Genomic DNA, 24112 nt, shown 5'->3' on the forward strand with positions numbered 1-24112 from the left:
GAGGAGAGAAAAGCCCAGGGGAATAGAAGAAAATAGGCGATCTTAAAACAAAGGAAGGAAAATCAATAAATCGCTGAGCTGTAGCAAAAAGTTATTGCCTTTAAGATGAGAACCCTTATCTAGCAGTTTTCAATAAGCGTGAGTGGCTAGAGCCACAAGCTATTAGCTACTATCATTATAACTACTCAAGCATTATAACTACTCAATCGACGATTTCTATATATGCAGTATCTTTGATAAATTCTAGTTTATTTTGAGCATACTTAACTTCCGAAGTCAAGATTTAAGTTGAAATTCTAATAATACCACCTTCGACTGAGCCTCAATCAGTCGAGAGAAAGAGGAAGTAACTTGAACCCTCTCCTACGCTAAAAAGTGTACCGATCGAACACTATTTCAAAGAGGAGAACCTACATGGTAGCTACACTTGAGGATACTAAGCGCCAAGCGATTGCCAGTAAGCTAACAGACATGAAAGCGCTGCAAAACCTACTGATTGCGAATGAAGAAATGTTCTTGCAGTCATGTAGTGACTCCGACCTTTGCAATCGCTTCCGAGATATGCTCGAAGACGACCGCAAAAACCTGGGCATCTTAGAAACCACTATCGTTCAGTACGGCGTTCAAGGTAAGCCAAAAGAAACAGCCGTAAAAATGATTGAAGAAGTTCAGAAACTGATGAAAGGTTCTGAACTTACACTGTTTGAAAAAGTAGGCCAGCACGAACTGCTTAAGCACAAACAAACAATGACTGGACTGTTGATTCACAAAGCAGCTCAAGTAGTTGGTGCTGACATTGAAGCCGCCATCACCCCCCTCAATACAGTTAACTTTGAAAACCGCGCTCACCAAGAGCAACTTAAAGGTATTCTAGAAGTTCTCGGTGTCCGCGAACTAACAGGAAAAGACCCCGATCAAGGAGTTTGGGCCCGCGTTCAAGATGCAATGGCTGCTTTAACTGGTGTCATTGGTGGTGCTGTTAGTCGTAGCAAAGACGAGATGAACATCACGGAAATTATCTCGATGGATCATCGCAAAGTCGATGCCCTTTTCATGCAAATTGCTGCTACTAACGAACCCCAAAAACTGCAAGAATTCTTCGGTCAACTTTACAAAGACTTAAGCGTTCATGCAGAAGCAGAAGAGCAAGTTGTTTACCCCGCAGTCCGCAGCTACTACAATAACACCCAAGAGCTGTACGACGAGCAAGCTCAAATGAAGGAAATGCTAGCTGACATTAAGGCTACTAGCCCCAGTTCTTCTGAGTTCAAAGCTAAAATTGAAAGGCTGATGGCTGATGTTAAGGATCACGTCCGCCAAGAAGAAAATGATTTGTTCCCTTACATTCGCCGCAACTTAAGCGAAGTGCAAATGGAACAAATGGCTACTCAGTTTAAGGAAGCAAAAAGCCAGTTACAAAAACAGATGGCTTCCAGCATACGCTAATTAAGTAGATGCTAATTCTCGCTGAATAAAAGCGTTAGATAGCTAATCTGCAACCAACAAATCCCACCATCTAAATGGTGGGATTATTGTTAATACCAATATCGGCTTGGAAAACTTTACTTGTCCAGGCGATTAGAATATAACTTGCTCCTAAAAATAAAGTCTGCCGTAGTTTATACCAAATCCTGGTCATCCCCTTTATTAGTAATTATGTCGTCATTGCGTAGGCGTAGCCTGGACGTAGCACTTGACTTTGTGAAGCAATTCCAAAGACTAGGCGATTGCTTCTGTTTGCTTCGTTACTCGCAACTCGCAATGACAATAAAGGGGGCAATAAACCCGGATTTGGTATAACTAGGAAAAAAAATTGTTTAAATCTATCGCCTAGGTTTTTTGATACTAAAATTAGCCTGCGAAGGCGGACTTTGTTTGCGCGTCCGCCTTGCTTTGCGAACGATCTTCGCTGGGCATAATTTTTAACCGTTAATTACGTCGCCGCCGTTGGGATGCAATATTTGACCTGTCATATAAGACGAATCTTTCGAGGCCAAAAATACATAGCAAGGTGCAACTTCATCGGGTTGACCAGCCCGCCCCAGCGGTGTATTTGCACCAAATTTTTCTACTTTTTCTTCAGGAAAAGTAGAAGGAATTAGTGGTGTCCAAATTGGGCCGGGAGCTACCCCGTTGACGCGAATCTCTTTTTTGGCTAAGCTACCAGATAAGGAGCGCGTAAAGGCAACGATCGCACCTTTTGTTGAGGAGTAATCGAGCAATTGTTGATTGCCTTTGTAGGCGGTTACGGAGGTGGTATTAATAATTGCACTACCTTCTTTGAGATGTTTAAGAGCGGCTTTTGTTAGGTAAAACATGGAGAAAATGTTAGTGCGAAAAGTGCGCTCTAGCTGTTCGGCGGTGATGTCCTCAATGCTTTCTTGGGGATGTTGTTCGGCGGCGTTGTTGATTAGAATATCGAGATGGCTGAATGCTTTAACAGTTTGTTCTACAAGTTTCTGACAAAAGCTTTCATCACCTACGTCACCTGCGATCGCGAGACAGCGGCGGCCTTGTTCTTCTATTAATTGTTGGGTTTTTTTTGCGTCTTCATGTTCGTTGAGATAGGCGATCGCAACATCAGCACCTTCTTTAGCAAATGCGATCGCTACAGCGCGACCAATCCCGCTATCTCCCCCAGTAATTAAGGCTACTTTCCCCCGCAATTTATCACTACCGCGATATTCAGCCGCCTGCGATTCAGGTGGCGGTGTCATCTGCGATTCACTCCCCGGACGCTGTTCTTGATGCTGTGCTGGTAAAGTCTGTTCTTGTGTCGGCATAAAATCACCTCTAAGTTCTACCTTCCATAAATAAAGGTTTCCCTCAGAGCGTGAATCATTCTTTTAGCAGATCCACTTCTACGACTAAAGTTAAGTTATAAGTCTGCGGATGTGGACTTTGTTTGTACTCGTCGGTCATTAAGATTGGGAGCGATCGCACTCTATCGATCCTATAACGCGATCGACCATCTCATTCAATCGCACATCTTTGCAGCCTAAAAAAAGTGCACGCCAAAACTTGATTTTGACGTGCAGCTTAAAGATATTGCTCAAGGCATTAAGCCTTAAGTCAAACAGCTAATTGAGATTAAAATACCTGACTAGCAGCAGGAGCGGCCACCAGCAAGTTCTCGTCAAGAGAATTTTGCGCCACAATATACAGAGGATTCGAGCCGTATTCAGGCTCCGGAACAGTTACAACAGGTGCAGCAGCATTAGGGGCCAACAAACTGAAACTGTCAACTCCACTTGTCGGTTGAGTGACCGTACCGCCATTCGTTAAAGGATCGCTAGCTTCAGTAGCAGTAATAGTCACCCCATCACTTTTACCTATCAGCAGATCGCCGACAGAAGATAAAGGAGTTGTCCCATTCGCAGTTGGGGTAGCTGTATTCGATACCACTGGCGCTGTATTCGGCCCCGGTACATTGAATGTTACAGGGTTCGGCCCAGTGGGAATTGGGAAAGGATTCTGTACTTCCGGCGTGAAGACTTCCAGTACATCGTAAGTCCCAGGCGCTACATTAGTGAACGTGGCGATACCAGCAGCAGTGGTTCTTACCAGTTGTTCGCCTGCATCCACAACCCCATTCCTGTTCAAATCTAGCAAGAAGGGGATGTTTTCCAAGGGCGGTTCACCACCATCTTGGATACCGTTGCGGTTGTCATCTCGGAATTTAACAACGTTGAGGTTGTACAACAGACCGTTACCGACTACGGCACAACCAAACTCTTGATTTGCGCCGAGATTGATGTCAAGTTTTTGAGTAGTCTTGATCGCACCTGTGGGTGTTACTTCCCGGAGGCGATACAAACCTGGGGCCAAATTGTTAAATGAGAAGTTACCAAAGGTATCGCTGACAACGGTGGGTTCCCCGGCATCGAGGACGTTGTTACCATTCAAGTCCAGCGCGATTGTTACCCCTGCAATCCCCTTCTCATTTCCATCTTTATAGCCGTTGTTGTTTAAATCCTCGAATTTACACCCAGTGATGCGGCTGTTAAGGGCATTACCGAAGATCACCCGGGCATCAGTGTTGCTGAGGTCAAACTGAACGCGCGTAGCCATAGTAGGCGTGAAACCAGTCGGCACGACTTCCCTGACTACATAATTGCCTGCGGGCAAATTGGTAAAGGCAGCCTCACCTGCGGCATTGGTGGTAGTTGACTGTTCTCCAGCATCTACAGCACCGTTATCGTTAGCGTCAATAAAAACTTGAACGTTTGATATGCCTACCTCCCCTACATCTCGGCGACCGTTAACGTTTTGGTCATTGTATTTGAAGACCGTGATATTAGGTCGAGTATTTCCGACACCACCGCTGGAAGTCCCACTAGCAGGAACAGAGGGAAAAGTAACAGAAGGTTCCGGGTTGGTGGGGGGGAAAGTCGGAGCAAAATTCGCTCTAATTACCCGAATGCCATTAACGGCATTGGAATCGGGTATGGCGAATTCTAGGGGTGATTGTGGTTGCACCAGAGGGCCTGGTACGGCAATCTCGCGGGGATTGGTAGTCGTGGAGACTGGATCGTTAGCGTTACCTGTGGGGATGTCAGTGCCTGGTATTAGTGCAGGGCTGCCATTTGCGAGCGTCCCTGGGAATATTTCCCGTAAGGAGTAAGTGTTGGTCGCTAGTAAATCTCTGAAGCTAGCACGTCCGTCTACGTTTGTGATTCGCAGGGGTTCTCCAGCGTCAAAAACCCCGTTCCTGTTTATATCCAAGATGAAGGGAACATTAGCAATCGGAACTTCTCCCTGTGCCGGTTCAAAGGTACCGTTGCGATTGGTGTCTCGGAATTTGAAGATGGGGATTTCATAGAGTTGAGTGTTCCCAATATTCGCGCAACCCCAGATTTCGTTTTGGCCCAGGTTGATGTCGAGATTGGGAATGTTGTTGGGGGGAGTGCTTTGGGGAAAATCTCTTTCTAAGGGGTTCGTGTTGAGCCGTTCCTCCCGAATTCGGTACAGGCCCGCGTTCAAATTACTGAACTGCCAACTGCCATCCCGATTTGTGTAGGTAAAGGTTTCACCGGCATCAAAGGTATTGTTGTTGTTGTTGTCAATATAGACTCTGACACCTTCAATACCCGGCTCATTTCCATCCCGAAAGCCGTCATTGTCAACGTCAAGGAATTTGCAACCAATGATCTGGCTGCCAGTCGGAGAGTTGCCAAAGGTAATTCTGGCATCATTATTGTTGACGGTGACTGCCAGCGACTGGGGTGTGGTGGGTCGGAAACCGTTCGGCACGACTTCCCTGACCACATAAGTGCCTGGTACTAAGTTAGGGAATGTGAAGCTACCGTCGGATGCTGTAAGTCGACTGGTTTCTCCCGTATCCAGTACACCATCGTTGTCAGCATCTATGAAGATTGTGACATTTCCAATGCCGGGTTCTCCAGGTTGGCGGAGGCCATCAGCGTTGTCGTCCCTGAACTTAATACCCGTAATTCCGACTGGGACATCCCCGACAAACACTCTCGGATTTGGAATTACTGGACTTACTTGACTAGCTTCTAATTCTGCCATGATTTCTCTCCTTCACACCTAAATCCATTAAATTACAGACTAATGTATCGGTTTGTCAATCACCCATTAGTTTTTGTTAATGGCTGAAAACCGCTACTCACTCATACTGAATACGTTTGCACTTGCTCTGATGTTCCTCATCCAACAGGAAAATGCTTCAAGCTTTGTCGCAGGAAAGTATATCAGGTTTTTAACAACTCTGGCAATTTCAACCCAACATCTTCCGTCCTAAAAAATTGTAGGGCAGATGCGATCGCTGGGTTGCTAGCAGATGGGTCATCGAGCTGAAACATGGGAACGGTGCGTTGGCCCCCACAAAATTCTCGCTCTTTCCGAGGTCAGCCCCAGCCGTACATTAGAATTCTGCTCCCAATATACAAACTAGCGAACAGACTCCCGGAACCCAGACCTTACTGTTGGAAGTTGCCAACAATAGAGTATCACGGCAATTGCACTTTAACTGCTTTCCTATCCGTTATTGCTGTTTAGAAAACCGGGAAGAAAGGCGATCGCACCTGAAAAAACCGGGAGCCTCCCATATTGGAAAAAGACTTAACCTCCCCAGCCCCTTCCCTACAAGGGAAGGAGAAAGAAAGAAAGGAATAAATTTCCTCTTCCCGATCCGGGGGTAGGGAAGAGGTCAAATTCAGCATTCATGCAAATGGGGATGCTGCTAAAAAACCGAAATTGCTATCAACGATCGCACTGGCTGACCCCCCGCTTATAGATGCTATTAATTCACCTGTTTTACCAATTTGGATCGGGTTAGCATTCTTGTCCTGAGCAATATTGAGTTGCGGGAGGCTTAAGCCATTAGCCAAACTCAGTAAGTCTTTAGCGTCGTTACCGCTGTCAAAATTCAAAATGGCATCACTGCCAGCCGCACCCACGAGGAAACTATCGGGTTCCACTCCCGCCCTGAAAATCTCCTGTTCTAGTTTACTGCTGCTATCGGTCACAGGATCGCTATCAAAGGATTTCTTTGCCAACTCATCTTCAGAAGTCCCCGTCAGCAGATCGATACTACGGGCCGAGATGTCTGTACTCACGGTGACAATCGCAGGGGGTGTAGTCTGGATGAAACCGGGAGGCGCAATTTCTCTAAGTACATAGGTTCCAACAGGGACATTGCGGAAACTATAGTTACCTTGGGCATCTGAAAAGACGGAAGGTTCGTTTGCGTCTAAGCTGCTGTTGTTATTAAGGTCAATGTAAATTTGCGTGTTGGCGATCGGGGGTTCCCCTGCATCTAAACGACCGTTGGCATTGATATCGTTGAATTTAACACCGCTGATATTGCCCAACACCAAGCTGTTGCCAAAGGAGATGTTTGTGGCATTTGTGCCATTGGTGATGGTAATCGGGCTAGGATTGGGCGTAGTTTGACGAAATCCTGGTTGTTGAACTTCTCTAACAAAATAAGTACCCGCTGGCAAATTAATGAAAGAAAAATTACCTTCGGGATTTGTTAAAGTCGCTGGTTCGTTACTGTCTAGGCTACCGTTGTTATTGAGGTCGAGGTAGATAGACCAATTGGCAACTCTTGGTTCTGGTGGCTCATTTACGCCATCCCCATTAAGGTCATTGAATTTGAAGCCACTAATACTACCTGTGGGGAAGTTATTGCCGAAATTGACTCCTGCGGCATTAGTACCGCCACTAATGTTAATCGGGCCGGGATTAGCTGTAGTTTGTACCCAACCTGGTTGCAGCACTTCCCTAACTAAGTAAGTACCAGAGGATACGTTGGCGAAAGTATAGTTCCCTTGTCGATCGGTGAAAGTATTGGGTTCGCCTGTATCTAATCTGCCATTATTATTGGAATCTATGTAAATTTGCCAGTCAGCCAGTGTCGGTTCTGTTGCGTCTCTGAAACCATTGGCGTTGAGGTCACTGAATTTAAGACCGCTGATGCTACCCGTGAAGAAGTTGTTACCAAAGTTAATGTTACTAATATTCGCCCCTGGAGTTAGGTTGATCGTGCCAGGATTAGGCGTAGTTTGTCGAAAATTGGGTTGCTGAACTTCCCTGACTGTGTAGTTACCGGGGGGGATATTAACGAAGGCATAGTTACCTTCGGCATTAGTAAAAGTTGAGGGTTCGCCTCCATCAATATTGCCATTGTTGTTGAAGTCTAGGAAGATTTGCCAGTTAGCGAGTGTAGGTTCTCCCGGATCTAATTGACCGTTGGCATTGATGTCGTTAAATTTAAACCCGCTGATGTTACCTGCGAAGAAGTTATTACCAAAGTTGACACCTGTGGCGTTAGTACCGCTGATGATGGTAATGGGGGCAGGATTGGTAGTGGTTCGCCTCCAGTTGGGTTGCTGAACTTCTCTAACTGTGTAGGTTCCCGGTGGCAGGTTGACAAAGGAGTAGTTGCCTTGGGCATTGGTTAACGTTGATGGTTCATTGGTATCTAGTGCTCTATTGTTGTTAATGTCGAGGTAGATTTGCCAGTTAGCGAGTGTGGGTTCGCCTGGATCTAGGAATCCGTTGGCGTTGAGGTCGTTAAATTTGAGTCCACCGATCGCGCCGACTTGGACGTTCCCAAAGTTGACGTTGCCGATGTCTGTTTGGCTACCGGTTCTGATGCCGCTGGTTGGTTCTGACATGATGAGGCTTTAGCGTGCTGAATGTGATTAAAGCGTTGCTGTAGCGAAATCTAGCAGTTTTTTGGTAAAAGTAGCAAATTTAACTGGAAATAACGCGGCCCTCTGGCGAGGGTGTTTCATTAGAGATGATGTAAAAGTCTGGGCGCAATTGCAAAAGTCTCTCTATATATTCCTGCTTTTGCTCAGCATAATAATTGTTTTCGGATGCTTTGATAACTACATTTAAAAGTTATATAAGTCACCGCTTCTACCACTTCAATTAAATATAAGATGGTATCTATTTTTTATACAAATCAGTTCTGTTTCAATTGACTTAAGTAGAAGGAAGAAGGAAAAAGGAAAAAAAAATTAGTTATCTAGGAGAGAAGGAAGAAAAATTTAGTTATCTAGGAGAGAAGGAAGAATGTTTATACAGTCGGCTTTTTAGCCATCCCGATCTTATGTTTAATTAGGTGGATTTACTTATATCAACCACCACAACAGTTAGGACATTCTCAATCGCCCAAACTATTTCTAGTATTGCATTTTCCTCCTGCCTTCTGCCTCCTGCCTCCTGCTATACCATTAGCTTTATTAAGACTTACGCAAAGAAACCGAGTTTCTTAGAAAATCGAAGATTCTAAACTAGATATCTACGAAGAAACCCGGTTTCTGACCTAAACGTGCGTAAGTTCTGACTTAATTAATAAGCATCTTGCAACTCGTAAAAATCAGGGGAGATGTAATCTTTACGCAGCGGCCAGCCTACCCAGTCTTCCGGCATTAAAATCCGCTTGAGATTGGGATGGCCTTCGTAGACGATGCCGTACATATCGTAAGATTCCCGCTCTTGGAAATCTGCGGCTTTCCAAATCCAGTAAACTGAGGGTAATCGGGGGTCTGCGCGGGGCAAAAAGACTTTGACGCGCACTTCTTCGGGGCGATCGCAATTATCGCTCACTTTAACTAAGTCGTAGGTGCTGACTAAATCTTCCCCCGGCCCTTGGTCGTAAGCACACTGACACCGCAGGTAATTAAACCCATAAGCGTAAAGTGCTGTTGCCATTGGGATTAAAAATTCCCGGTCTACTTTCAGGATCTCAACTCCCAAATGGTCTGGATCTAAGGCTTGGTGTTCAAAGCCATTCTGAGTTAACCATTGGGAAACTTTACCCGCTTCCACAATTGGGGCTGGCGAATCAGGCACGGGGCACCTCCTGTTTTTGACTGGCTTGTAGGGCGGGGGGTACGGGCATTCCCATTGCTTCGGTTAATGCTGCGGGTGGTGTGAATCGGGTGGGAACCTGTAAATATTTGCCGTCTAAGATTTCGTCTACGACTTTCATCTTGTGGCTTCTGGTGTAGTAGCGGTGGGTTGGCTGTAAGTTACCCCGTTCTTGCAGAGAATCGTTGGAGATTTTCTTCCGCAGTTTGATAATTGCGTCGATGATTGCTTCTGGGCGCGGGGGACAGCCGGGGATGTAAACATCGACTGGAATCAGTTTGTCTACGCCGCGTACTGCTGTGGGGGAATCCATGCTGAACATTCCGCCGGTGATGGTGCAAGCGCCCATAGCGATTACGTATTTGGGCTCTGGCATCTGCTCGTAAAGACGCACTAGGATTGGTGCGTATTTCATGGTGATCGTGCCGGCGGTGATGATTAGGTCGGCTTGCCGGGGGCTGGAACGGGGGACTAAACCGAAGCGATCGAAGTCAAAGCGGGAGCCAATTAGGGCTGCAAATTCGATGAAACAACAGGCTGTTCCATAAAGTAGCGGCCACAGGCTAGATAGCCGCGCCCAGTTGTAGAGGTCGTCAACTGTGGTGAGGATGACGTTCTCAGACAGTTGCGAGGTAATTTCAGGGCGCTCAACTGGGTTGATAAGTTGGGTTTTTTGTGTATCAGAACTTAAGACCATTCCAAGGCTCCTTTGCGCCATGCGTAAACGAGAGCAATAACTAGAATCGCGATAAAAATCAAGGCTTCGATGAAAGCTAGCAGTCCCAGTTGGCTGAAGGCGACGGCCCAGGGATAGAGGAAGACTGTTTCTACGTCAAAGATGACGAAGACTAGAGCAAACATATAGTAACGGATGTTGAATTGAATCCAGGCTCCGCCAATGGGTTCGACTCCAGATTCGTAGGTGGTGCGCCGGTCGTAGGGCCGGCTTTTGGGCCGCAGCAGCTTGGACGCTGTGAGGGCAAGAACTGGTATTAGGCTGGAGATGATTAGAAAGCCTAAGAAATACTCGTAGCCGCTGAGTGCAAACACGGTTGTTGACTACTGCCTCTGTAAAAGGGTTTTGTAACTTGTTCTTTACAATATACGATCGCGGGTGGGAGGGGCAAGGTAAATGGGTAATGAGTTATGGGTAAATTATGGCGATCGTCACTGTCTAGCTTGTAGTCAAGTTCTGATCGTACCCAAGGCCTCGGTCATCGTCGGAGTGAGAATTAATCTGAGGTTTCGACATAATTTTAGGTAAATAACAATGGAAATCATACAGGACTGAAGTGCGATCGGTTGGGGGGCGGTTTTTTATAATTGGTTGATGCGTATCAAAGATTTGGGCAAAACCGCCCCTACAGGAATTATTGGGGCGATCGCTTTACATCAATATCAATGTAGGGGCGATCGTATTGGTCAGGAAAATATCGCGATCGCTATTCTTTTGTGAGGTGCGATCGCTTATAACCACCTATTAGTGAGATTGCTTAGGCGCAATTTCAAACCCTAGTTCAGATACATAAAAACAAACATCAAACTCAGCCAAAAAATTTAACCTTCCTAAAATGAGCGGCATATTTCTTTGTCTAGTCCAAGCAAAAGCCAAGTTAACTGGTGCAAACCTGCTGACTGTCCCTGACAACAACAAAGCCCTAGCCTCGATATTTACCAGATTTCCCGACAAAGAAATAATAAAAGTTTGTTCCTCCCAAACTGCCCCTAGTTGTAACCCAATTTCATAAGGCAAAACATTCATACTTGCCCCCGTATCCAGCAACCCCATCACCTCAATCGACTGGCTCCGATAGCTTAATTTTATCGGTAAATAAGGCGCATAAGATACCTGGTCAAAGCGATCCAATTGAGAGGCAAAAGAGTATTTTTCACCATTAAGCATTTTGCAGTTTCTTTTGTTCCTCTAAAAACTGTGCTAATTGACGCGCTCCTTCATCGGAATTATGCAACATCTCAAAATAATTATCTTTAGAGTCTAAGTTCGCCAAATCTTCCTCTTTTGCTAACTCAGAGGCCAAAAATTCTATTACTCTTAATTTATCCACACGAGATAAATTGCTAAGTAGAGGAAATAGTTGTGCAATTGGCATAATTAAAATTTCCATTTATATTCATCCTATTTATGTTACCAACATTTTTGCGTTTTTGTCAACTAGATTGACGATCATCTTTTAGCGCTCCTCCAGCCACGTTTATCTTGGGTAAAAAAAGAGCGATGGCTTTATATCAATATCAATTTAGGGGCGCTCGGATTGGGCACGAAAATATTGCGAGCGCTTTTCTTTTGCGAAGGACGATCGCTCTTTTTGGGAAGACAGATTTTAGAGCGCGATCGCCTCTCCTAAAACCTTGTCAAAAAACAGATAGGTGTTAAAATAGAAGCATCATTCCCATCTCACTCATCTCAATATCAAATTTATGAAAATAGAAGACTATCCACTTGCTAAAGAATTAATCTTCGATACCGAAGGCAACATTAGTCAAGTTATACTCAATTATACCGATTATCAATATCTTCTCGATGCGATCGAAGAGCAAGGACTTCTCCTCGCTATGTGCGAAGTAAAAGCTGAAAAGCCGTTAACTTTACAGCAAGCAATGGCAGAACTGGAACAAGAATGAAAGTCGAATATCTACCCAGTTTTTTGAAGGATTTAAAAGCTCTTAAAAGTACACCTGTATTTGAGCAAATCAAGGCGATCGCTTTTGAAGAAATACCAAATGTTACGGATTTACAGACAATTGTTAACTTGAAAAAATTAAAAGGCGATGACAATGCCTATCGGCTTCGGGTGGGCGACTATCGAATAGGTTTTTATTTTGAGGGCGAAACTGTTACTTTTGCTAGGGTTCTCCACCGGAAAGATATTTATCGCTACTTTCCCCCATAAATCACTTTGATGAATGGCGATCGCTCTTTTGTGTGGAAGGGCGATCGCTTTATATGAATGTAGGGGCGATCGTATTGGTCAGGAAAATATCGCGATCGCTTTTCTTTTGTGAGGTGCGATCGCTTATAACCACCTATTAGTGAGATTGCTTAGGCGCAATTTCAAACCCCAGTTTATACGCGACACAATCTTAGTGACAAAATAAACTTTATTCTCATTATCAATTATAAAAATTACCCGCACCCGATAATCTCTCACTCTTAAGCGCCAGTCATTCCGACCTTTTAGGGGTTTAATATCAACCAAGGATCGGTTAATAGTAGGGAGTCTACTGGCGCGATCGCACTCTTTTAAAATTGACAAGTCGCAATCTTTTAAAATTGACAAATTTGGCATCTGGCAAAAAATTACGTAAACTCTACCCGATCGCCTCAAACTCACCTTAAGCCAGCTAAAACTCCCTCCACCCTTGACCCAGCAAAGTCGCAGAACCATTGTCACCCCCTGAAATCCCACCATCTCGAAAACAGGCGCTCCCTTTTTCCCAGATATGCGATCGCAGACTCATATTCTGTAATAATCTTTAATAGTTATTTTAAGATTGACTTACACACTCTATTTTGAGCTATGGGCGATCCAGCCACCGAAGTCAAAACGCTAGATCGACACGAATGCCGCGCCTGCGGCTACGTTTACGAACCGAGAAAGGGTCACGCTCAAAGTCAGATCCCTCCGGGGACGGCCTTTGAAGATTTGCCCCAGACTTGGCGCTGTCCGGCTTGCGGTGCGCCGAAGTCCCGATTTCAAAATGTTGGCCAGACTGAAGGCGCTTCTGGATTCAAGGAAAATCGGCGCTACGGGCTGGGTGTCAATACTATGAGTGAATCCCAGAAAAGTTTGCTGATTTTTGGCGGCTTAGCGGTTGGTTTCTTGTTGTTGCTGAGTTTATATGGTTTGCAGTAAGACGATTGTGAGAGTTTGGCAACGAATTGTAATCTTATTGGTTGCTGTGCTAATCTGTGCGGGTTGCAGCACTATTCCTTCTGTGAGTTACAACCCCTGGAAGGTAGTTCCTCTGCCAACTAAAGCTAATTTGCAGGATGTCGCCTTTACTGGCAATCCTCAGCATGGCTGGATTGTGGGTTCTGACACTACTTTACTGGAAACAAAAGACGGCGGGGAAAATTGGCAGGCGATCGCTCTAAATTTAGAAGATGCGATGTCCCGTTTTTCCTCGGTGAGTTTTTCCGGTTCGGAAGGGTGGATTGTCGGACAGCCTTCCGTTTTGCTGCACACTGAGGATGAGGGTAAATCTTGGACTCGCATTGCTCTAAGTAGCCAGCTTCCCGGTTCTCCCAGTACGATTGTAGCTTTAGGGCCCCAGTCTGCCGAGATGACCACTGATGTAGGCGCGATCTATCAGACTGCTGATGGCGGTAAGACTTGGAAAGCTTTAGTACAAGAAGCTTTTGGGGTAGTTCGCAATATCAACCGTTCCCCTGACGGGCAGTATGTGGCGGTTTCGTCAAAGGGTAATTTTTACTCCATTTGGCAACCGGGACAGGATGCTTGGACTCCCTACAACCGTAATAGTTCTCGCCGTCTCCAAAATATGGGGTTTGGCAAGGATGGGCGTTTGTGGATGCTGGAGAGAGGCGGCCAAATTCAATTTAGCGATCCTCAAAATCGGGATGAGTGGGGAGAACCTTTTAGTCCCGATCGCAAAGCGAGTTGGGGTTTGCTAGATTTGGTTTACCGCACGAACGATGAGATTTGGCTGGCTGGTGGCGGTGGCAATTTGCTTTGCAGTTTTGATGGCGGGAAAACTTGGCAAAAAGACCGCGAGGTTGAGGATGTGCCCGCTAATTTTTACAAAATTGTCTTTATGACTCCTGAGAAAGGGTTTATTATCGGTGCGACCGGAACTCTATTGAAATATCAGGGATCGGCGCAACCTGCTTGATAGTAAAATTGTCTTAAAGATTTTGTGTTGAGCTGTTTTCTAGGAGGTATCTAAATGGCTGGTGGTTCAACTGGTGAGCGTCCGTTTGGGGACATTGTTACGAGCGTGCGCTATTGGGTGATTCATAGCATCACCATTCCCGCGCTGTTTATTGCTGGCTGGCTGTTTGTACAGACAGGCTTAGCTTATGATGTGTTCGGGACTCCTCGGCCGAATGAGTATTTTACTCAGACTCGCCAAGAAGTGCCGATCGTATCAGACCGTTTTGAAGCTAAGAAACAAGTCGATCAGTTCATTGCTAAGTAATTTAAAAAGGAGTTTGAAAGCATGACTAGCAGAGTCCCTAATAACGAGCCAGTTTCTTATCCGATTTTTACGGTGCGGTGGTTGGCAGTTCACACCCTTGGCGTTCCCACAATTTTCTTTTTGGGCGCGATCGCAGCTATGCAGTTTATTCAACGATAGGAGTTTATAATGCCTGAAAGAGTTCCAAATCCCAATCCACAGCCTGTTGAGTTAAACCGGACTTCTCTGTATTTGGGTCTGTTGCTGATTTTCACATTGGGTATCCTATTTTCTAGTTATTTCTTTAACTAACTAGAATTTGAACGGATTTCGAGTTTTTTGGATTAGGTCTGTTTAGTTTTGATTTAAGAGGTGAACGCTGTGCTTCAATCTGGTCGAATTCCTTTGTGGCTTGTAGCAACTGTTGCTGGTATGGGCGTACTGACGATTTTGGGTATTTTCTTTTACGGAGCTTACGCTGGTTTGGGTTCTTCTATCTAACAGAGAATCAGGGGAGAGGAATTAAAAATTAAAGATTAAAAATGGCATAAATCTTAGCAATTTCCAATTTTTAATTGGACGTTTTTAATTCTGAAATATCTCCCCAAGCCCCTTAAAAATGGGCGCGAAGAGTAATTAAAAGCCTTGACTTTTTTGTATATTTGTAATATAATCCTGCTCTTTTACGAGTGGGATTTTTTGTACAGGACTTACGGAATCAACTAAAGAAACCGGGTTTTTTAGGAAAATATTTCGTTTTGACCTACATACGAGCTCAAAAACCCGGTTTCTGGGACTCCCTGCGTAAGTCCTATTGTAGTTGGGTTGGTAGGACGGGGTTGGCTAGTTTGCTAGGTTGTTATAGTTGATGCAAGTAATGATAGATAAGTTTGTCATTGCGAGGAACGAAGCAATCTCCTGTCTTCGCGATTGCTAAGCCCTAACGGGCAGGCTACGCCAACGTTTCACTCGCAATGACATAGTAATTGCACTCAGAATAAAATTATATTGAACTCATAGTTTTGAGGTTTTAATTACACAATGCAGACATCACAAACTGAACAGGAAATGGAAAGTGTGGCACTAAGTCTTTATGATGCTGATTTTTATGCTTGGACTCAGAAACAAGCAGAATTTTTACGGGATGGTAAATGGAGTCAGTTAGATTTAGTTAATTTAATTGAGGAGATTGAATCTTGGGGAAAACAGCAGCGTTCTGAATTGCGAAATCGTTTGAGTATTTTGATTGGACATTTATTGAAATGGGAATATCAATCTAATCGGCGGAGTCGTAGTTGGTTAATGACGATTCGCGTACAGCGTCGCGATACTCTGGAACTGGTGAAGGAAAATCCGCGTCTCAAACCCTATCTTCAGGAATCTTTGCAAAAGATATATGAAAATGGTAGGGATTTGGCGGCGGGAGAAACAAATTTGCCGATTAAAACTTTTCCGCTAGATTGCTGTTATTCACTGGAGGAGATTTTGAGCGATAGCTTTTATCCGGGTGAATTGGCGACCGATGATTTGATGGAATAGTGCATAAATTTCCGCTAACCTTACGCTTAAACATTCTAATGGATTTAATCACAATCTTAGGACTAACAGCCGCTACATTGACAACCAGTGCATTTCTACCTCAAGTGATTAAAACCTGGCAAACAAAATCCGCAAAAGATGTCTCTGTGTCAATGCTAATTACTTTCTGTATCGGGATTTTCCTCTGGTTAATATACGGGGTTTTTCGTCAAGATTTAGCCATTATTCTTGCCAATGCAGTTACATTAATTCTTAATTTAGCGATTTTATGGCTTAAAATTAGATATGAATGAGATATTATCCAGCTAAAGCTGAATCTGCCAGTGACTCCTGACCTATTTTCCTCTGAACGCCTCCTGTTTACGCCAGCAACCCCTAACGCTGATGCTATCCCCACAATTTTTGCTTTTCCCAACGAGTACACTGTTGGCATCACTAGCCTTGGCTATCAGGTGGTGTGGGCAACTTTAGCAACCCGGAGTGATATCGAAGTCAGCCGCTTGTTTACTGATACCCACGAACAATTACCGAGACAGCCAGAATTAGTGGGTTTTTCCTTATCTTGGGAACTCGATTATGTCAATATTCTCAATTTATTGGAATTTTTAGAAGTACCTATTTGGGCATCAAAACGCACAGATATTCATCCGATTATATTTGGCGGCGGCCCAGTTTTTACTGCTAATCCTGAACCTTTTGCTGATTTTTTTGATGTAATCTTACTAGGTGATGGCGAAAATCTACTTGCTAATTTCATTAATGCTTACAAAGAAGTTAGAACAGCAGATAGAAAAACTAAACTCCGCCATTTAGCACAAATACCAGGTGTTTATGTTCCTAGTTTATATGAAGTAACTTATCACGCTCCGGCTAGTGGCATCAAGTCTATTTTGCCAGTAGATGCAGAAATCCCTGCACAGGTGGAAAAACAAACTTATCGCGGAAATGTTTTATCTGCTTCAACTGTAGTCACAGAAAAAGCAGCTTGGGAAAATATTTACATGGTGGAAGTGGTTCGCAGTTGTCCAGAAATGTGTCGCTTTTGTTTAGCAAGTTATCTAACATTACCATTTAGAACTGCAAGTTTTGAAGACTCATTAATTCCAGCCATTGAACGTGGTTTAACAGTGACAAATCGCTTAGGTTTGCTAGGCGCTTCTGTGACTCAACACCCAGAATTTGAGGAATTATTAGATTATTTAAGTCAACCTACATATGATGAAGTGCGGTTGAGCATTTCATCAGTAAGGACGAATACTGTAACGGTACAACTCGCAGAAACTCTAGCTAAAAGAGATACTCGTTCTATTACGATAGCAGTAGAAAGTGGTAGCGAACGAGTTCGCAAAATTGTCAACAAAAAACTAAGTAATGATGAGATTATTCAGGCTGCTATCAATGCTAAAGCTGGGGGATTAAAGGGAATTAAACTTTATGGAATGGTGGGAATTCCTGGTGAAAAATCAGAAGATTTAAACGAAACTGTGGCAATGATGCGCGATATTAAAAAATCAGCTCCTGGTTTACGTTTAACTCTTGGATGCAGCACTTTTGTCCCGAAATCTCACACCCCTTTTCAATGGTTTGGAGTAAATAAAGATGCTGAGAAAAGGTTGAAGTTGTTAGAGAAAGATTTACGAAAGTTGGGGTTAGAATTTCGACCTGAAAGTTATAATTGGTCTGTAATTCAGGCATTGCTATCGCGGGGAGATAGAAGGTTATCGAATTTATTAGAATTGGTGCGGCATTATGGGGATTCTTTGGGTAGTTATCGCCGTGCTTTTAAGGAGTTACGGGGAGAGTTACCTGAGATGGATTTCTACGTTTATGCTGAGTGGGAATTAGATTTAGTTTTACCTTGGAGTCACTTAAAAGGGCCGCTACCTGTTGAGACTTTGAAAAAGCATTTAGGGGATGCAAAAAGTCATTTTTATAGCGAAGTTACGGAATTAAGAGTTTAGAAAATAAAAGCAAAAAGAGGTTAGTTATAGTTGCATAAATGATAAAATCAGGAACTCCTCAAAATGAGGGGCAATTGCTTATAATACAATTATGGAAGTACAACCCAGAGAAATTGAACGTTACACTACCTCAGAGGGAAGAGTTCCATTCGAGGATTGGTATTATTCAATCCGAGACAGTAAAACCAAAACTATTATCACCAAAAGACTTAACCGAGTTAGTTTAGGCAATTTAGGAGATTGTCGTTCTGTAGGGGAAGGAGTATTTGAATTAAAGATAGATTATGGCCCTGGGTACAGAGTCTATTTCGGAGAAGTTGGCACAACAATTGTACTTCTTCTCTGCGGTGGAGATAAAAGCACTCAAGATAGAGATATTTACCAAGCAATCGCGTACTGGACAGATTATAGGAGTTAAAATCATGCCTAAAAGTTTACCTTATCATTCTTTTCTCATTAAACAACTCAAAGACCCAAATTTTGCTGCTCTCTATTTAGAAACTCATTTTGAATTAGAGGAAGATGAAGAACCAACACCTCAATTAATTCGGTTGGCTCTTAGTCATGTACTTGAAGCTCTTAGCGAACAAAAAATGACCATTGAAGAAGTTAAAATACACTTAGAGAAACTAGATGAAATTCTTTCACAACAGGGTAGCGATGTAATTTATAATCTAGGTACTTGGTTAAAAGCTATCGGATTAAAGCTCACTGTTACTGTTTGCGAAGCAGAAGAAAGCATAAAGACTTCTGAAATTCAATCTGAGTTAAGCGTTTCGCAAAGTTCTTAAAAGAGAGTGTGAGAAAATCCAAATTAAATAAATACATCGCTTTAAATAGCTAATAGTTAATTGCCGATTTTTACAATTAACTATTAGCTATTAGTTGACATATTTAGCTTTCAACAGCTCTAGTGACCAATCCCCACATAGTGAAAGCCAACAGCTTCCAGACTCTTTCTGTCTAAGAAATTGCGACCATCAATCATCACTGGATGGTTCATCAACTTCGCCATTTTTGCATAGTCTAAGTTGCGAAACTGTTGCCAGTCAGTGACTAAAACCAAAGCATCACAACCATCTGCTAAGCGTTCGGGATCTGTTTCTACCATCACTCCAGACAAACCATGACGCATTCCCGTTTGTGAAACAATCGGGTCATAAGCTTTAACTTTTGCTCCCAATCGATTGAGATTTTCGATTAAATTCAATGCTGGTGCGTCGCGCAAATCGTCAGTATCAGGCTTGAAAGTTAAGCCAAGCAATCCTACTGTTTTACCTTTAAGAATTTTCAGCACTTGCTGCAATTTTTCAATCGCAATTGTGCGCTGGCGCTCATTAACTTCGACTGCTGCTTTCAGCAAGTGTGCGTCATAGCCGTAATCATCAGCGGTATGAACTAAAGCGGAAACATCTTTCGGGAAACACGAACCCCCCCAGCCAATTCCTGCTTGTAAAAACTTGCCACCAATCCGGGAATCTAAACCGATACCTTTGGCAATTTGTACTACATCTGCGCCGACGCGATCGCAAATATTTGCGACTTCATTAATAAAGCTAATCTTAGTAGCCAAGAAAGCATTAGCTGCGTACTTAATCATCTCCGCAGAACTGATATCAGTCACCACCACTGGTACGGGGGGTAAAGATATATTGTCAGCAAATTTGCGCTCAATAATCGGCGTGTAGAGTTGCACCATCATATCAATTCCGCGCTGACTGTTGCTACCTAAAACAATTCGATCTGGGTTGAAAGTATCGTAAACAGCAGAACCTTCTCGTAAAAATTCTGGGTTGCTAACTACATCAAATTGAACACCACTTTTGGCTGCAACTTCTTCATTACTAACCTCGCCATCTCCTACCTTAGCTTTTTGGCGTTCTGCGAGTCCATCAAGTACAATCATCCGCACCCAGTCGCCAGAACCAATTGGTACTGTGGATTTATTTACGATTACTTTGTACTCCCCATCCAAGTGAGCACCAATTCCGCGAGCGACGGCTTCCACGTAGCGGGTATCGCTTTCACCAGTAGGTAAAGGAGGCGTTCCCACTGCAATAAATAAAATGTCACCGTGAGCTACCCCTGCGGCCAAATCAGAGGTAAATTCTAGATTTCCAGATTGTGAAGCTGACTGCATAATTTCTGACAGTCCTGGCTCAAAAATCGGTGACTGTCCAGATTTCATTAACTTTACTTTTTCTTCGTTGTTGTCTACACAGATGACGTGATGACCGATGTGAGCCAAGCAGGTTCCTGTAACTAAGCCAACGTATCCAGTACCAATGACACAAACACGCATACAATTATCCTCAAAGTAAGTAATGAAATTTAGGAATTGCTAATGGCTAATGGCTAATGTCTAACAACCAACAACCAACAACTAACCACTAACTACTAACTACTAACAATTAACAACCCACAACTAACCACTAACAACCAACAATTAACCATTTCCCAGAAGGCGATCGCGAAAATCATCGATAGTCAACTTCAAACCTTCATCCAGCGGTACTTTTGGTTCCCACCCTAACCAAGTTTTAGCACGGGTAATGTCCGGCTGTCGCTGTTTTGGATCATCTTGCGGTAAAGGTTTATAGATAATTTCCGTACCTGGATTCACCATCTCCTGAATTTTCTGAGCCAATTGTAAGATCGTATATTCACCCGGATTTCCTAAATTCATAGGCCCAATGTTATCACCATTCATCAAGCCCATTATTCCTTCTACCAAGTCGGAAACATAACAAAAACTTCGCGTTTGAGAACCATCTCCGTAAACAGTTAGCGGTATTCCTCGCAAAGCTTGGACGATAAAATTACTTACCACTCGACCATCATTTTCTAACATCCTAGTGCCATAAGTGTTAAAAATTCGCACTACCCGAATGTCCACACCATTTTGACGGTGATAATCAAAGGCTAGAGTTTCAGCTACTCGCTTGCCTTCGTCATAACACGATCGAATTCCAATACAATTGACATTTCCCCAATAATCCTCTGTCTGGGGATGTACGTTGGGATCTCCGTAAACTTCAGAGGTGGATGCTAACAAAATTCTGGCTTTCACCCGCTTTGCCAAGCCTAGCATATTCATTGTCCCCATCACATTAGTTTTAATGGTTTTGACGGGATTATATTGATAGTGAACTGGCGAGGCTGGACAAGCTAAATGATAGATTTGATCGGCTTCTAAGCGAATTGGTTCTGTAATGTCGTGCCGGATCAGTTCAAAATAAGGATTGTCCATCCATTTGAGGATGTTGCGCTTAGTCCCGGTGTAAAAATTATCCAGGCAAATTACCTCATTTCCCTGGGCCATTAAGCGATCGATGAGATGGGAACCGATAAAACCTGCTCCACCTGTGACTAATATTCTCATTATTTGCGTTTCTGAGTTGTTGAGATCGAGCTACGGTACAAATATTTCGTTCTAAACTTAGATAGGACTTACACAAAAGCTGATTTTCTTTAAGAAACAGGGTAATTAGAACCCGGTTTCTTCAAGTTTTTTTGTGTAAGCTTTTTTTATGTAAGTTCTATCCTTGCTCCAAAATAACAAAGACTACGGCTGAAACAATGTTCGCAACGCAGAATTTATCAAATCTTCATTATTGTAACCAATCAAGATTATGGCTGATCCAGCCGTAACACTGCCATGAAAGCCTCTTGGGGGACATCCACTGTCCCGACAGATTTCATGCGCTTTTTACCTTTCGCCTGTTTCTGTAAGAGTTTTTTCTTACGGGAGATATCACCGCCGTAACATTTGGCGAGAACATCTTTACGCAAGGCGGGAATGTGTTCGCTGGCGATGACTTTACTGCCAATAGAAGCTTGAATGGGAACCTTAAACTGGTGACGGGGAATTAATTCCTTGAGTTTTTCTGTCATTCCTCGGCCTACATTGTAAGCTTTGTCCCGGTGAACGATCATTGCTAAGGCATCAACGGGCTCGGCGTTAATTAGAATGTCCAGTTTTACCAGAGGATTTTCGCGGTAGCCGATGATGTGATATTCCATGCTGGCATAGCCGCGCGATCGCGACTTCATCTGGTCAAAAAAGTCTGTCACTACCTCGGCTAAAGGCAACTCGTAAGTTAAAGTTGTCCGCCCCTTAGCGAGATATTTCATGTCCTTAAACACGCCTCGGCGGTTCTGGCTTAACTCCATTAGCGCCCCTACGTAAGTCTCTGGCGCGATCATTTCTACTTGAACGTAGGGTTCCTCTATTTTCTGGCGTAACTGAGGGTCGGGCAAGTGGCTGGGGTTATCGATCATCACGACTTCCCCTTTAATCGTCGTCACTTGATAGACCACAGAAGGAGCCGTAACGATTAAATTCAGATTATATTCACGCTCTAACCGTTCCTGCACGATTTCCATGTGCAGCAAGCCCAAAAAGCCGCAGCGGAAGCCAAAACCCATTGCACTTGATGTTTCTGGTTCGTAAGCCAAGGCCGCATCGTTGAGTTTCAGCTTTTCCAAAGCTTCTCGCAAGTCGGGAAATTGATCTGCATCGATGGGAAATAAGCCGCAAAATACCATCGGCTTGGCCTCAGTGTAACCAGGCCAAGGTTCGGAGGCCTTATTTTTTGCCAGCGTAATTGTATCGCCCACGCGGGCATCGGCTACGGCTCTAATGGCGGCGGCGATGTAGCCCACTTCGCCAGCATGGAGTTCGTCTACCTGGACTTGGGTGGGGGAAAGGATGCCTAACTCGTCGATTTCGTATTCTTTTTCCGAGGCCATCAGGTGAATGCGATCGCCTTTTTTCACCGTCCCATCCATCACCCGAAAATAGACAATCACCCCGCGATAGCTGTCGTAATAACTGTCAAAAATCAGGGCGCGTAAAGGTTTGGATACAGTATCCTGCGGCGGCGGTACTAGACGGACAATCGACTCCAAAATCTCGTCAATGCCAATCCCCTCTTTAGCCGAAGCTGGAATCGCCCCAGAACAGTCTAAGCCAATAATTTCTTCAATTTCGCTTTTTACCCGATCTGGTTCCGCCCCCGGCAGGTCAATTTTATTCAAAACCGGGATAATTTCTAAATTATTTTCCAGAGCCAGATAGACATTTGCCAAAGTTTGTGCTTCCACACCTTGAGAAGCATCTACCACCAACAGGGCACCTTCGCAGGCGGCGAGACTTCGCGACACCTCGTAGGAAAAATCTACGTGCCCGGGAGTATCAATTAAATTCAGCACGTACTGCTGACCATCCTTCGCAGTGTAATTCATCCGAGCCGCTTGCAGCTTAATCGTAATGCCGCGCTCCCGTTCGAGATCCATCGAGTCTAAAAATTGCTCTTTCATCTCCCGATCGCCCACCGTCCCAGTCGCCTGCAACAGGCGATCGGCCAAAGTAGACTTCCCGTGGTCGATGTGAGCGATGATTGAAAAGTTGCGAATGCGAGAAACAGGGACGCTAGTCATAGGAGCCGGGAATGGATGCTTTTTGTTGTATCATTACACACGCAGAGGCGAAACACTTGCAATCCTTCCTTCCTTTCTATTCTACAGAAGGTGTTTAGGATGTTGGTCAAGCCGCTTCCTTAAAAAGTTCCCCTTTAAGGTTGGGCGATCGCTCAACAGCAGATGTCAGGAATTACCAACGCTTGACAAAAGGCACCTAATTTGATGGTATCATTGGAATTGGGGAGGAGATGTGGTACAAAAAATATCTGTTTTTAATAGCCATAAATCCCTTTTTAGCGGCAAATTATACATTCCTTAAAAAGAAAAACCCGTAAGTTTCTATTAGGAACTTCAACAAAAATACTTCTTCCTTGTTAAGGATTTCGCGATTCTGACACTCCCACCCCTAAAGGCGATGGGTTTCCATTTTGGAGCATTTATATGAACGAGCAAACCATCCCCCCCCACAGTTCAGCCGACAAGGTGGAAGTGTCTGTCCACTTAGATTCTGAACTATTAGATCAAATTAAGCACCTCACAAATGACCCCAGCAAGGTGATAGAGACTGCGATTCGCCAGTGGCTCAGAGGCGAACGCCGCGAAGATGAGCTAGCCTTGAGTCTTCGGCGCAACCCCCCCATCCCCCCGCGCGGCGAATGGAACGATTGATGCAGAAT

General features: G+C 44.0%; 29 protein-coding genes. 16 read left to right on the top strand and 13 right to left on the bottom strand.

The genetic code is table 11. From position 1 onward, the window contains the following. Window positions 1-414 precede the first annotated feature (414 nt). Window positions 415-1446, top strand: coding sequence for a hemerythrin domain-containing protein (locus PN499_RS01430; protein WP_272029797.1), 1032 nt, complete (start codon window positions 415-417; stop codon window positions 1444-1446). Window positions 1447-1516: 70 nt separating this feature from the next. Here PN499_RS01430 and PN499_RS01435 read toward each other — a convergent pair whose 3' ends face one another. The 8 genes from PN499_RS01435 to ndhC form a co-directional block, all read right to left on the bottom strand. Then, window positions 1517-1639, bottom strand: coding sequence for a hypothetical protein (locus PN499_RS01435; RefSeq protein WP_272029798.1), 123 nt, complete (start codon window positions 1637-1639; stop codon window positions 1517-1519). Window positions 1640-1922: 283 nt separating this feature from the next. After that, complete coding sequence (locus tag PN499_RS01440; RefSeq protein WP_272029799.1) at window positions 1923-2783, bottom strand: SDR family oxidoreductase; 861 nt, start codon at window positions 2781-2783, stop codon at window positions 1923-1925. Between the two features lie 138 nt (window positions 2784-2921). Then, window positions 2922-3056 (bottom strand): hypothetical protein, encoded by a 135-nt coding sequence (locus PN499_RS01445; RefSeq protein ID WP_272029800.1) that lies wholly within the window; start codon window positions 3054-3056, stop codon window positions 2922-2924. Window positions 3057-3090: 34 nt separating this feature from the next. Then, a complete protein-coding gene (locus tag PN499_RS01450; protein ID WP_272029802.1) occupies window positions 3091-5532 on the bottom strand; it encodes an SdrD B-like domain-containing protein in 2442 nt (813 codons plus the stop codon). Between the two features lie 653 nt (window positions 5533-6185). After that, a complete protein-coding gene (locus PN499_RS01455) occupies window positions 6186-8147 on the bottom strand; it encodes an SdrD B-like domain-containing protein (RefSeq protein WP_272029803.1) in 1962 nt (653 codons plus the stop codon). 682 nt (window positions 8148-8829) lie between these two features. Continuing rightward, the gene (locus PN499_RS01460) at window positions 8830-9333 is read right to left on the bottom strand and encodes an NAD(P)H-quinone oxidoreductase subunit J (protein WP_272029804.1); all 504 of its coding nucleotides are present in this window, start codon (window positions 9331-9333) and stop codon (window positions 8830-8832) included. Then, window positions 9326-10048, bottom strand: coding sequence for a photosynthetic/respiratory NAD(P)H-quinone oxidoreductase subunit K (gene ndhK / locus PN499_RS01465; protein ID WP_272029805.1), 723 nt, complete (start codon window positions 10046-10048; stop codon window positions 9326-9328). The genes PN499_RS01460 and ndhK overlap by 8 nt, the downstream gene beginning before the upstream one ends. Then, entirely contained in the window at window positions 10039-10401 is a 363-nt protein-coding gene (ndhC, locus tag PN499_RS01470; protein ID WP_007358204.1) for a photosynthetic/respiratory NAD(P)H-quinone oxidoreductase subunit C, read from the bottom strand. Before ndhC ends, ndhK begins: the two co-directional genes overlap by 10 nt. Window positions 10402-10681: 280 nt before the next feature. Here ndhC and PN499_RS01475 point away from each other — a divergent pair, with 280 nt between their 5' ends. Next, window positions 10682-10807 carry a hypothetical protein gene (locus PN499_RS01475; RefSeq protein ID WP_272029806.1) on the top strand — a complete coding sequence of 42 codons (126 nt, stop codon included), beginning with the start codon at window positions 10682-10684 and terminating at the stop codon, window positions 10805-10807. Between the two features lie 24 nt (window positions 10808-10831). Here the strand turns inward: PN499_RS01475 and PN499_RS01480 are convergent, their stop codons facing one another. Together PN499_RS01480 and PN499_RS01485 are read right to left on the bottom strand one after the other, a co-directional pair. Beyond that, complete coding sequence (locus tag PN499_RS01480) at window positions 10832-11254, bottom strand: retroviral-like aspartic protease (RefSeq protein ID WP_272029807.1); 423 nt, start codon at window positions 11252-11254, stop codon at window positions 10832-10834. Next, window positions 11247-11477, bottom strand: a complete 231-nt coding sequence (locus PN499_RS01485; RefSeq protein ID WP_272029808.1) for a hypothetical protein — start codon at window positions 11475-11477, stop codon at window positions 11247-11249. Before PN499_RS01485 ends, PN499_RS01480 begins: the two co-directional genes overlap by 8 nt. Before the next feature lie 313 nt (window positions 11478-11790). Here PN499_RS01485 and PN499_RS01490 point away from each other — a divergent pair, with 313 nt between their 5' ends. From PN499_RS01490 to PN499_RS01550, 13 genes are all read left to right on the top strand, one after another. After that, a complete protein-coding gene (locus tag PN499_RS01490) occupies window positions 11791-11994 on the top strand; it encodes a hypothetical protein (protein ID WP_272029810.1) in 204 nt (67 codons plus the stop codon). Beyond that, window positions 11991-12263 carry a type II toxin-antitoxin system RelE family toxin gene (locus tag PN499_RS01495; protein WP_272029811.1) on the top strand — a complete coding sequence of 91 codons (273 nt, stop codon included), beginning with the start codon at window positions 11991-11993 and terminating at the stop codon, window positions 12261-12263. Before PN499_RS01490 ends, PN499_RS01495 begins: the two co-directional genes overlap by 4 nt. A gap of 627 nt (window positions 12264-12890) precedes the next feature. Beyond that, entirely contained in the window at window positions 12891-13226 is a 336-nt protein-coding gene (locus PN499_RS01500) for a rubredoxin (RefSeq protein WP_007358198.1), read from the top strand. Beyond that, the gene (locus tag PN499_RS01505; protein ID WP_272029812.1) at window positions 13213-14226 is read left to right on the top strand and encodes a photosynthesis system II assembly factor Ycf48; all 1014 of its coding nucleotides are present in this window, start codon (window positions 13213-13215) and stop codon (window positions 14224-14226) included. The genes PN499_RS01500 and PN499_RS01505 overlap by 14 nt, the downstream gene beginning before the upstream one ends. A 54-nt stretch (window positions 14227-14280) precedes the next feature. Then, on the top strand, window positions 14281-14532 hold the full coding sequence (gene psbE / locus PN499_RS01510) for a cytochrome b559 subunit alpha (protein ID WP_007358196.1): 252 nt from the start codon (window positions 14281-14283) through the stop codon (window positions 14530-14532). A gap of 21 nt (window positions 14533-14553) precedes the next feature. After that, a complete protein-coding gene (psbF, locus tag PN499_RS01515; protein ID WP_007358195.1) occupies window positions 14554-14691 on the top strand; it encodes a cytochrome b559 subunit beta in 138 nt (45 codons plus the stop codon). A 9-nt stretch (window positions 14692-14700) separates the two neighbouring features. Continuing rightward, on the top strand, window positions 14701-14823 hold the full coding sequence (locus PN499_RS01520) for a photosystem II reaction center protein L (protein ID WP_071592451.1): 123 nt from the start codon (window positions 14701-14703) through the stop codon (window positions 14821-14823). 69 nt (window positions 14824-14892) lie between these two features. Next, window positions 14893-15012, top strand: a complete 120-nt coding sequence (locus PN499_RS01525; protein WP_007358194.1) for a photosystem II reaction center protein J — start codon at window positions 14893-14895, stop codon at window positions 15010-15012. Window positions 15013-15552: 540 nt separating this feature from the next. Continuing rightward, on the top strand, window positions 15553-16050 hold the full coding sequence (locus PN499_RS01530; RefSeq protein ID WP_272029813.1) for a DUF29 domain-containing protein: 498 nt from the start codon (window positions 15553-15555) through the stop codon (window positions 16048-16050). 38 nt (window positions 16051-16088) lie between these two features. Further along, on the top strand, window positions 16089-16343 hold the full coding sequence (locus PN499_RS01535) for a SemiSWEET transporter (protein WP_272029814.1): 255 nt from the start codon (window positions 16089-16091) through the stop codon (window positions 16341-16343). A 30-nt stretch (window positions 16344-16373) separates the two neighbouring features. Then, complete coding sequence (locus tag PN499_RS01540) at window positions 16374-18011, top strand: B12-binding domain-containing radical SAM protein (RefSeq protein ID WP_272029815.1); 1638 nt, start codon at window positions 16374-16376, stop codon at window positions 18009-18011. A gap of 91 nt (window positions 18012-18102) precedes the next feature. Beyond that, window positions 18103-18429: a type II toxin-antitoxin system RelE/ParE family toxin gene (locus PN499_RS01545; RefSeq protein WP_272029816.1), complete on the top strand. Its 327-nt coding sequence runs from the start codon at window positions 18103-18105 to the stop codon at window positions 18427-18429. 4 nt (window positions 18430-18433) lie between these two features. Continuing rightward, window positions 18434-18802 carry a helix-turn-helix domain-containing transcriptional regulator gene (locus PN499_RS01550; RefSeq protein WP_272029817.1) on the top strand — a complete coding sequence of 123 codons (369 nt, stop codon included), beginning with the start codon at window positions 18434-18436 and terminating at the stop codon, window positions 18800-18802. Window positions 18803-18921: 119 nt separating this feature from the next. Here the strand turns inward: PN499_RS01550 and PN499_RS01555 are convergent, their stop codons facing one another. The 3 genes from PN499_RS01555 to lepA form a co-directional block, all read right to left on the bottom strand. Then, window positions 18922-20313, bottom strand: a complete 1392-nt coding sequence (locus tag PN499_RS01555) for a UDP-glucose dehydrogenase family protein (protein WP_272029819.1) — start codon at window positions 20311-20313, stop codon at window positions 18922-18924. A gap of 144 nt (window positions 20314-20457) precedes the next feature. Beyond that, complete coding sequence (locus PN499_RS01560) at window positions 20458-21393, bottom strand: UDP-glucuronic acid decarboxylase family protein (protein ID WP_272029820.1); 936 nt, start codon at window positions 21391-21393, stop codon at window positions 20458-20460. A gap of 248 nt (window positions 21394-21641) precedes the next feature. Continuing rightward, window positions 21642-23453, bottom strand: coding sequence for a translation elongation factor 4 (lepA, locus tag PN499_RS01565; RefSeq protein WP_272029822.1), 1812 nt, complete (start codon window positions 23451-23453; stop codon window positions 21642-21644). A gap of 423 nt (window positions 23454-23876) precedes the next feature. Here lepA and PN499_RS01570 point away from each other — a divergent pair, with 423 nt between their 5' ends. After that, a complete protein-coding gene (locus PN499_RS01570) occupies window positions 23877-24104 on the top strand; it encodes a type II toxin-antitoxin system CcdA family antitoxin (protein ID WP_007358184.1) in 228 nt (75 codons plus the stop codon). Window positions 24105-24112 lie beyond the last annotated feature (8 nt).

This window comes from Kamptonema animale CS-326 (genome assembly GCF_028330895.1).
GTDB lineage: Bacteria > Cyanobacteriota > Cyanobacteriia > Cyanobacteriales > Microcoleaceae > Kamptonema > Kamptonema formosum.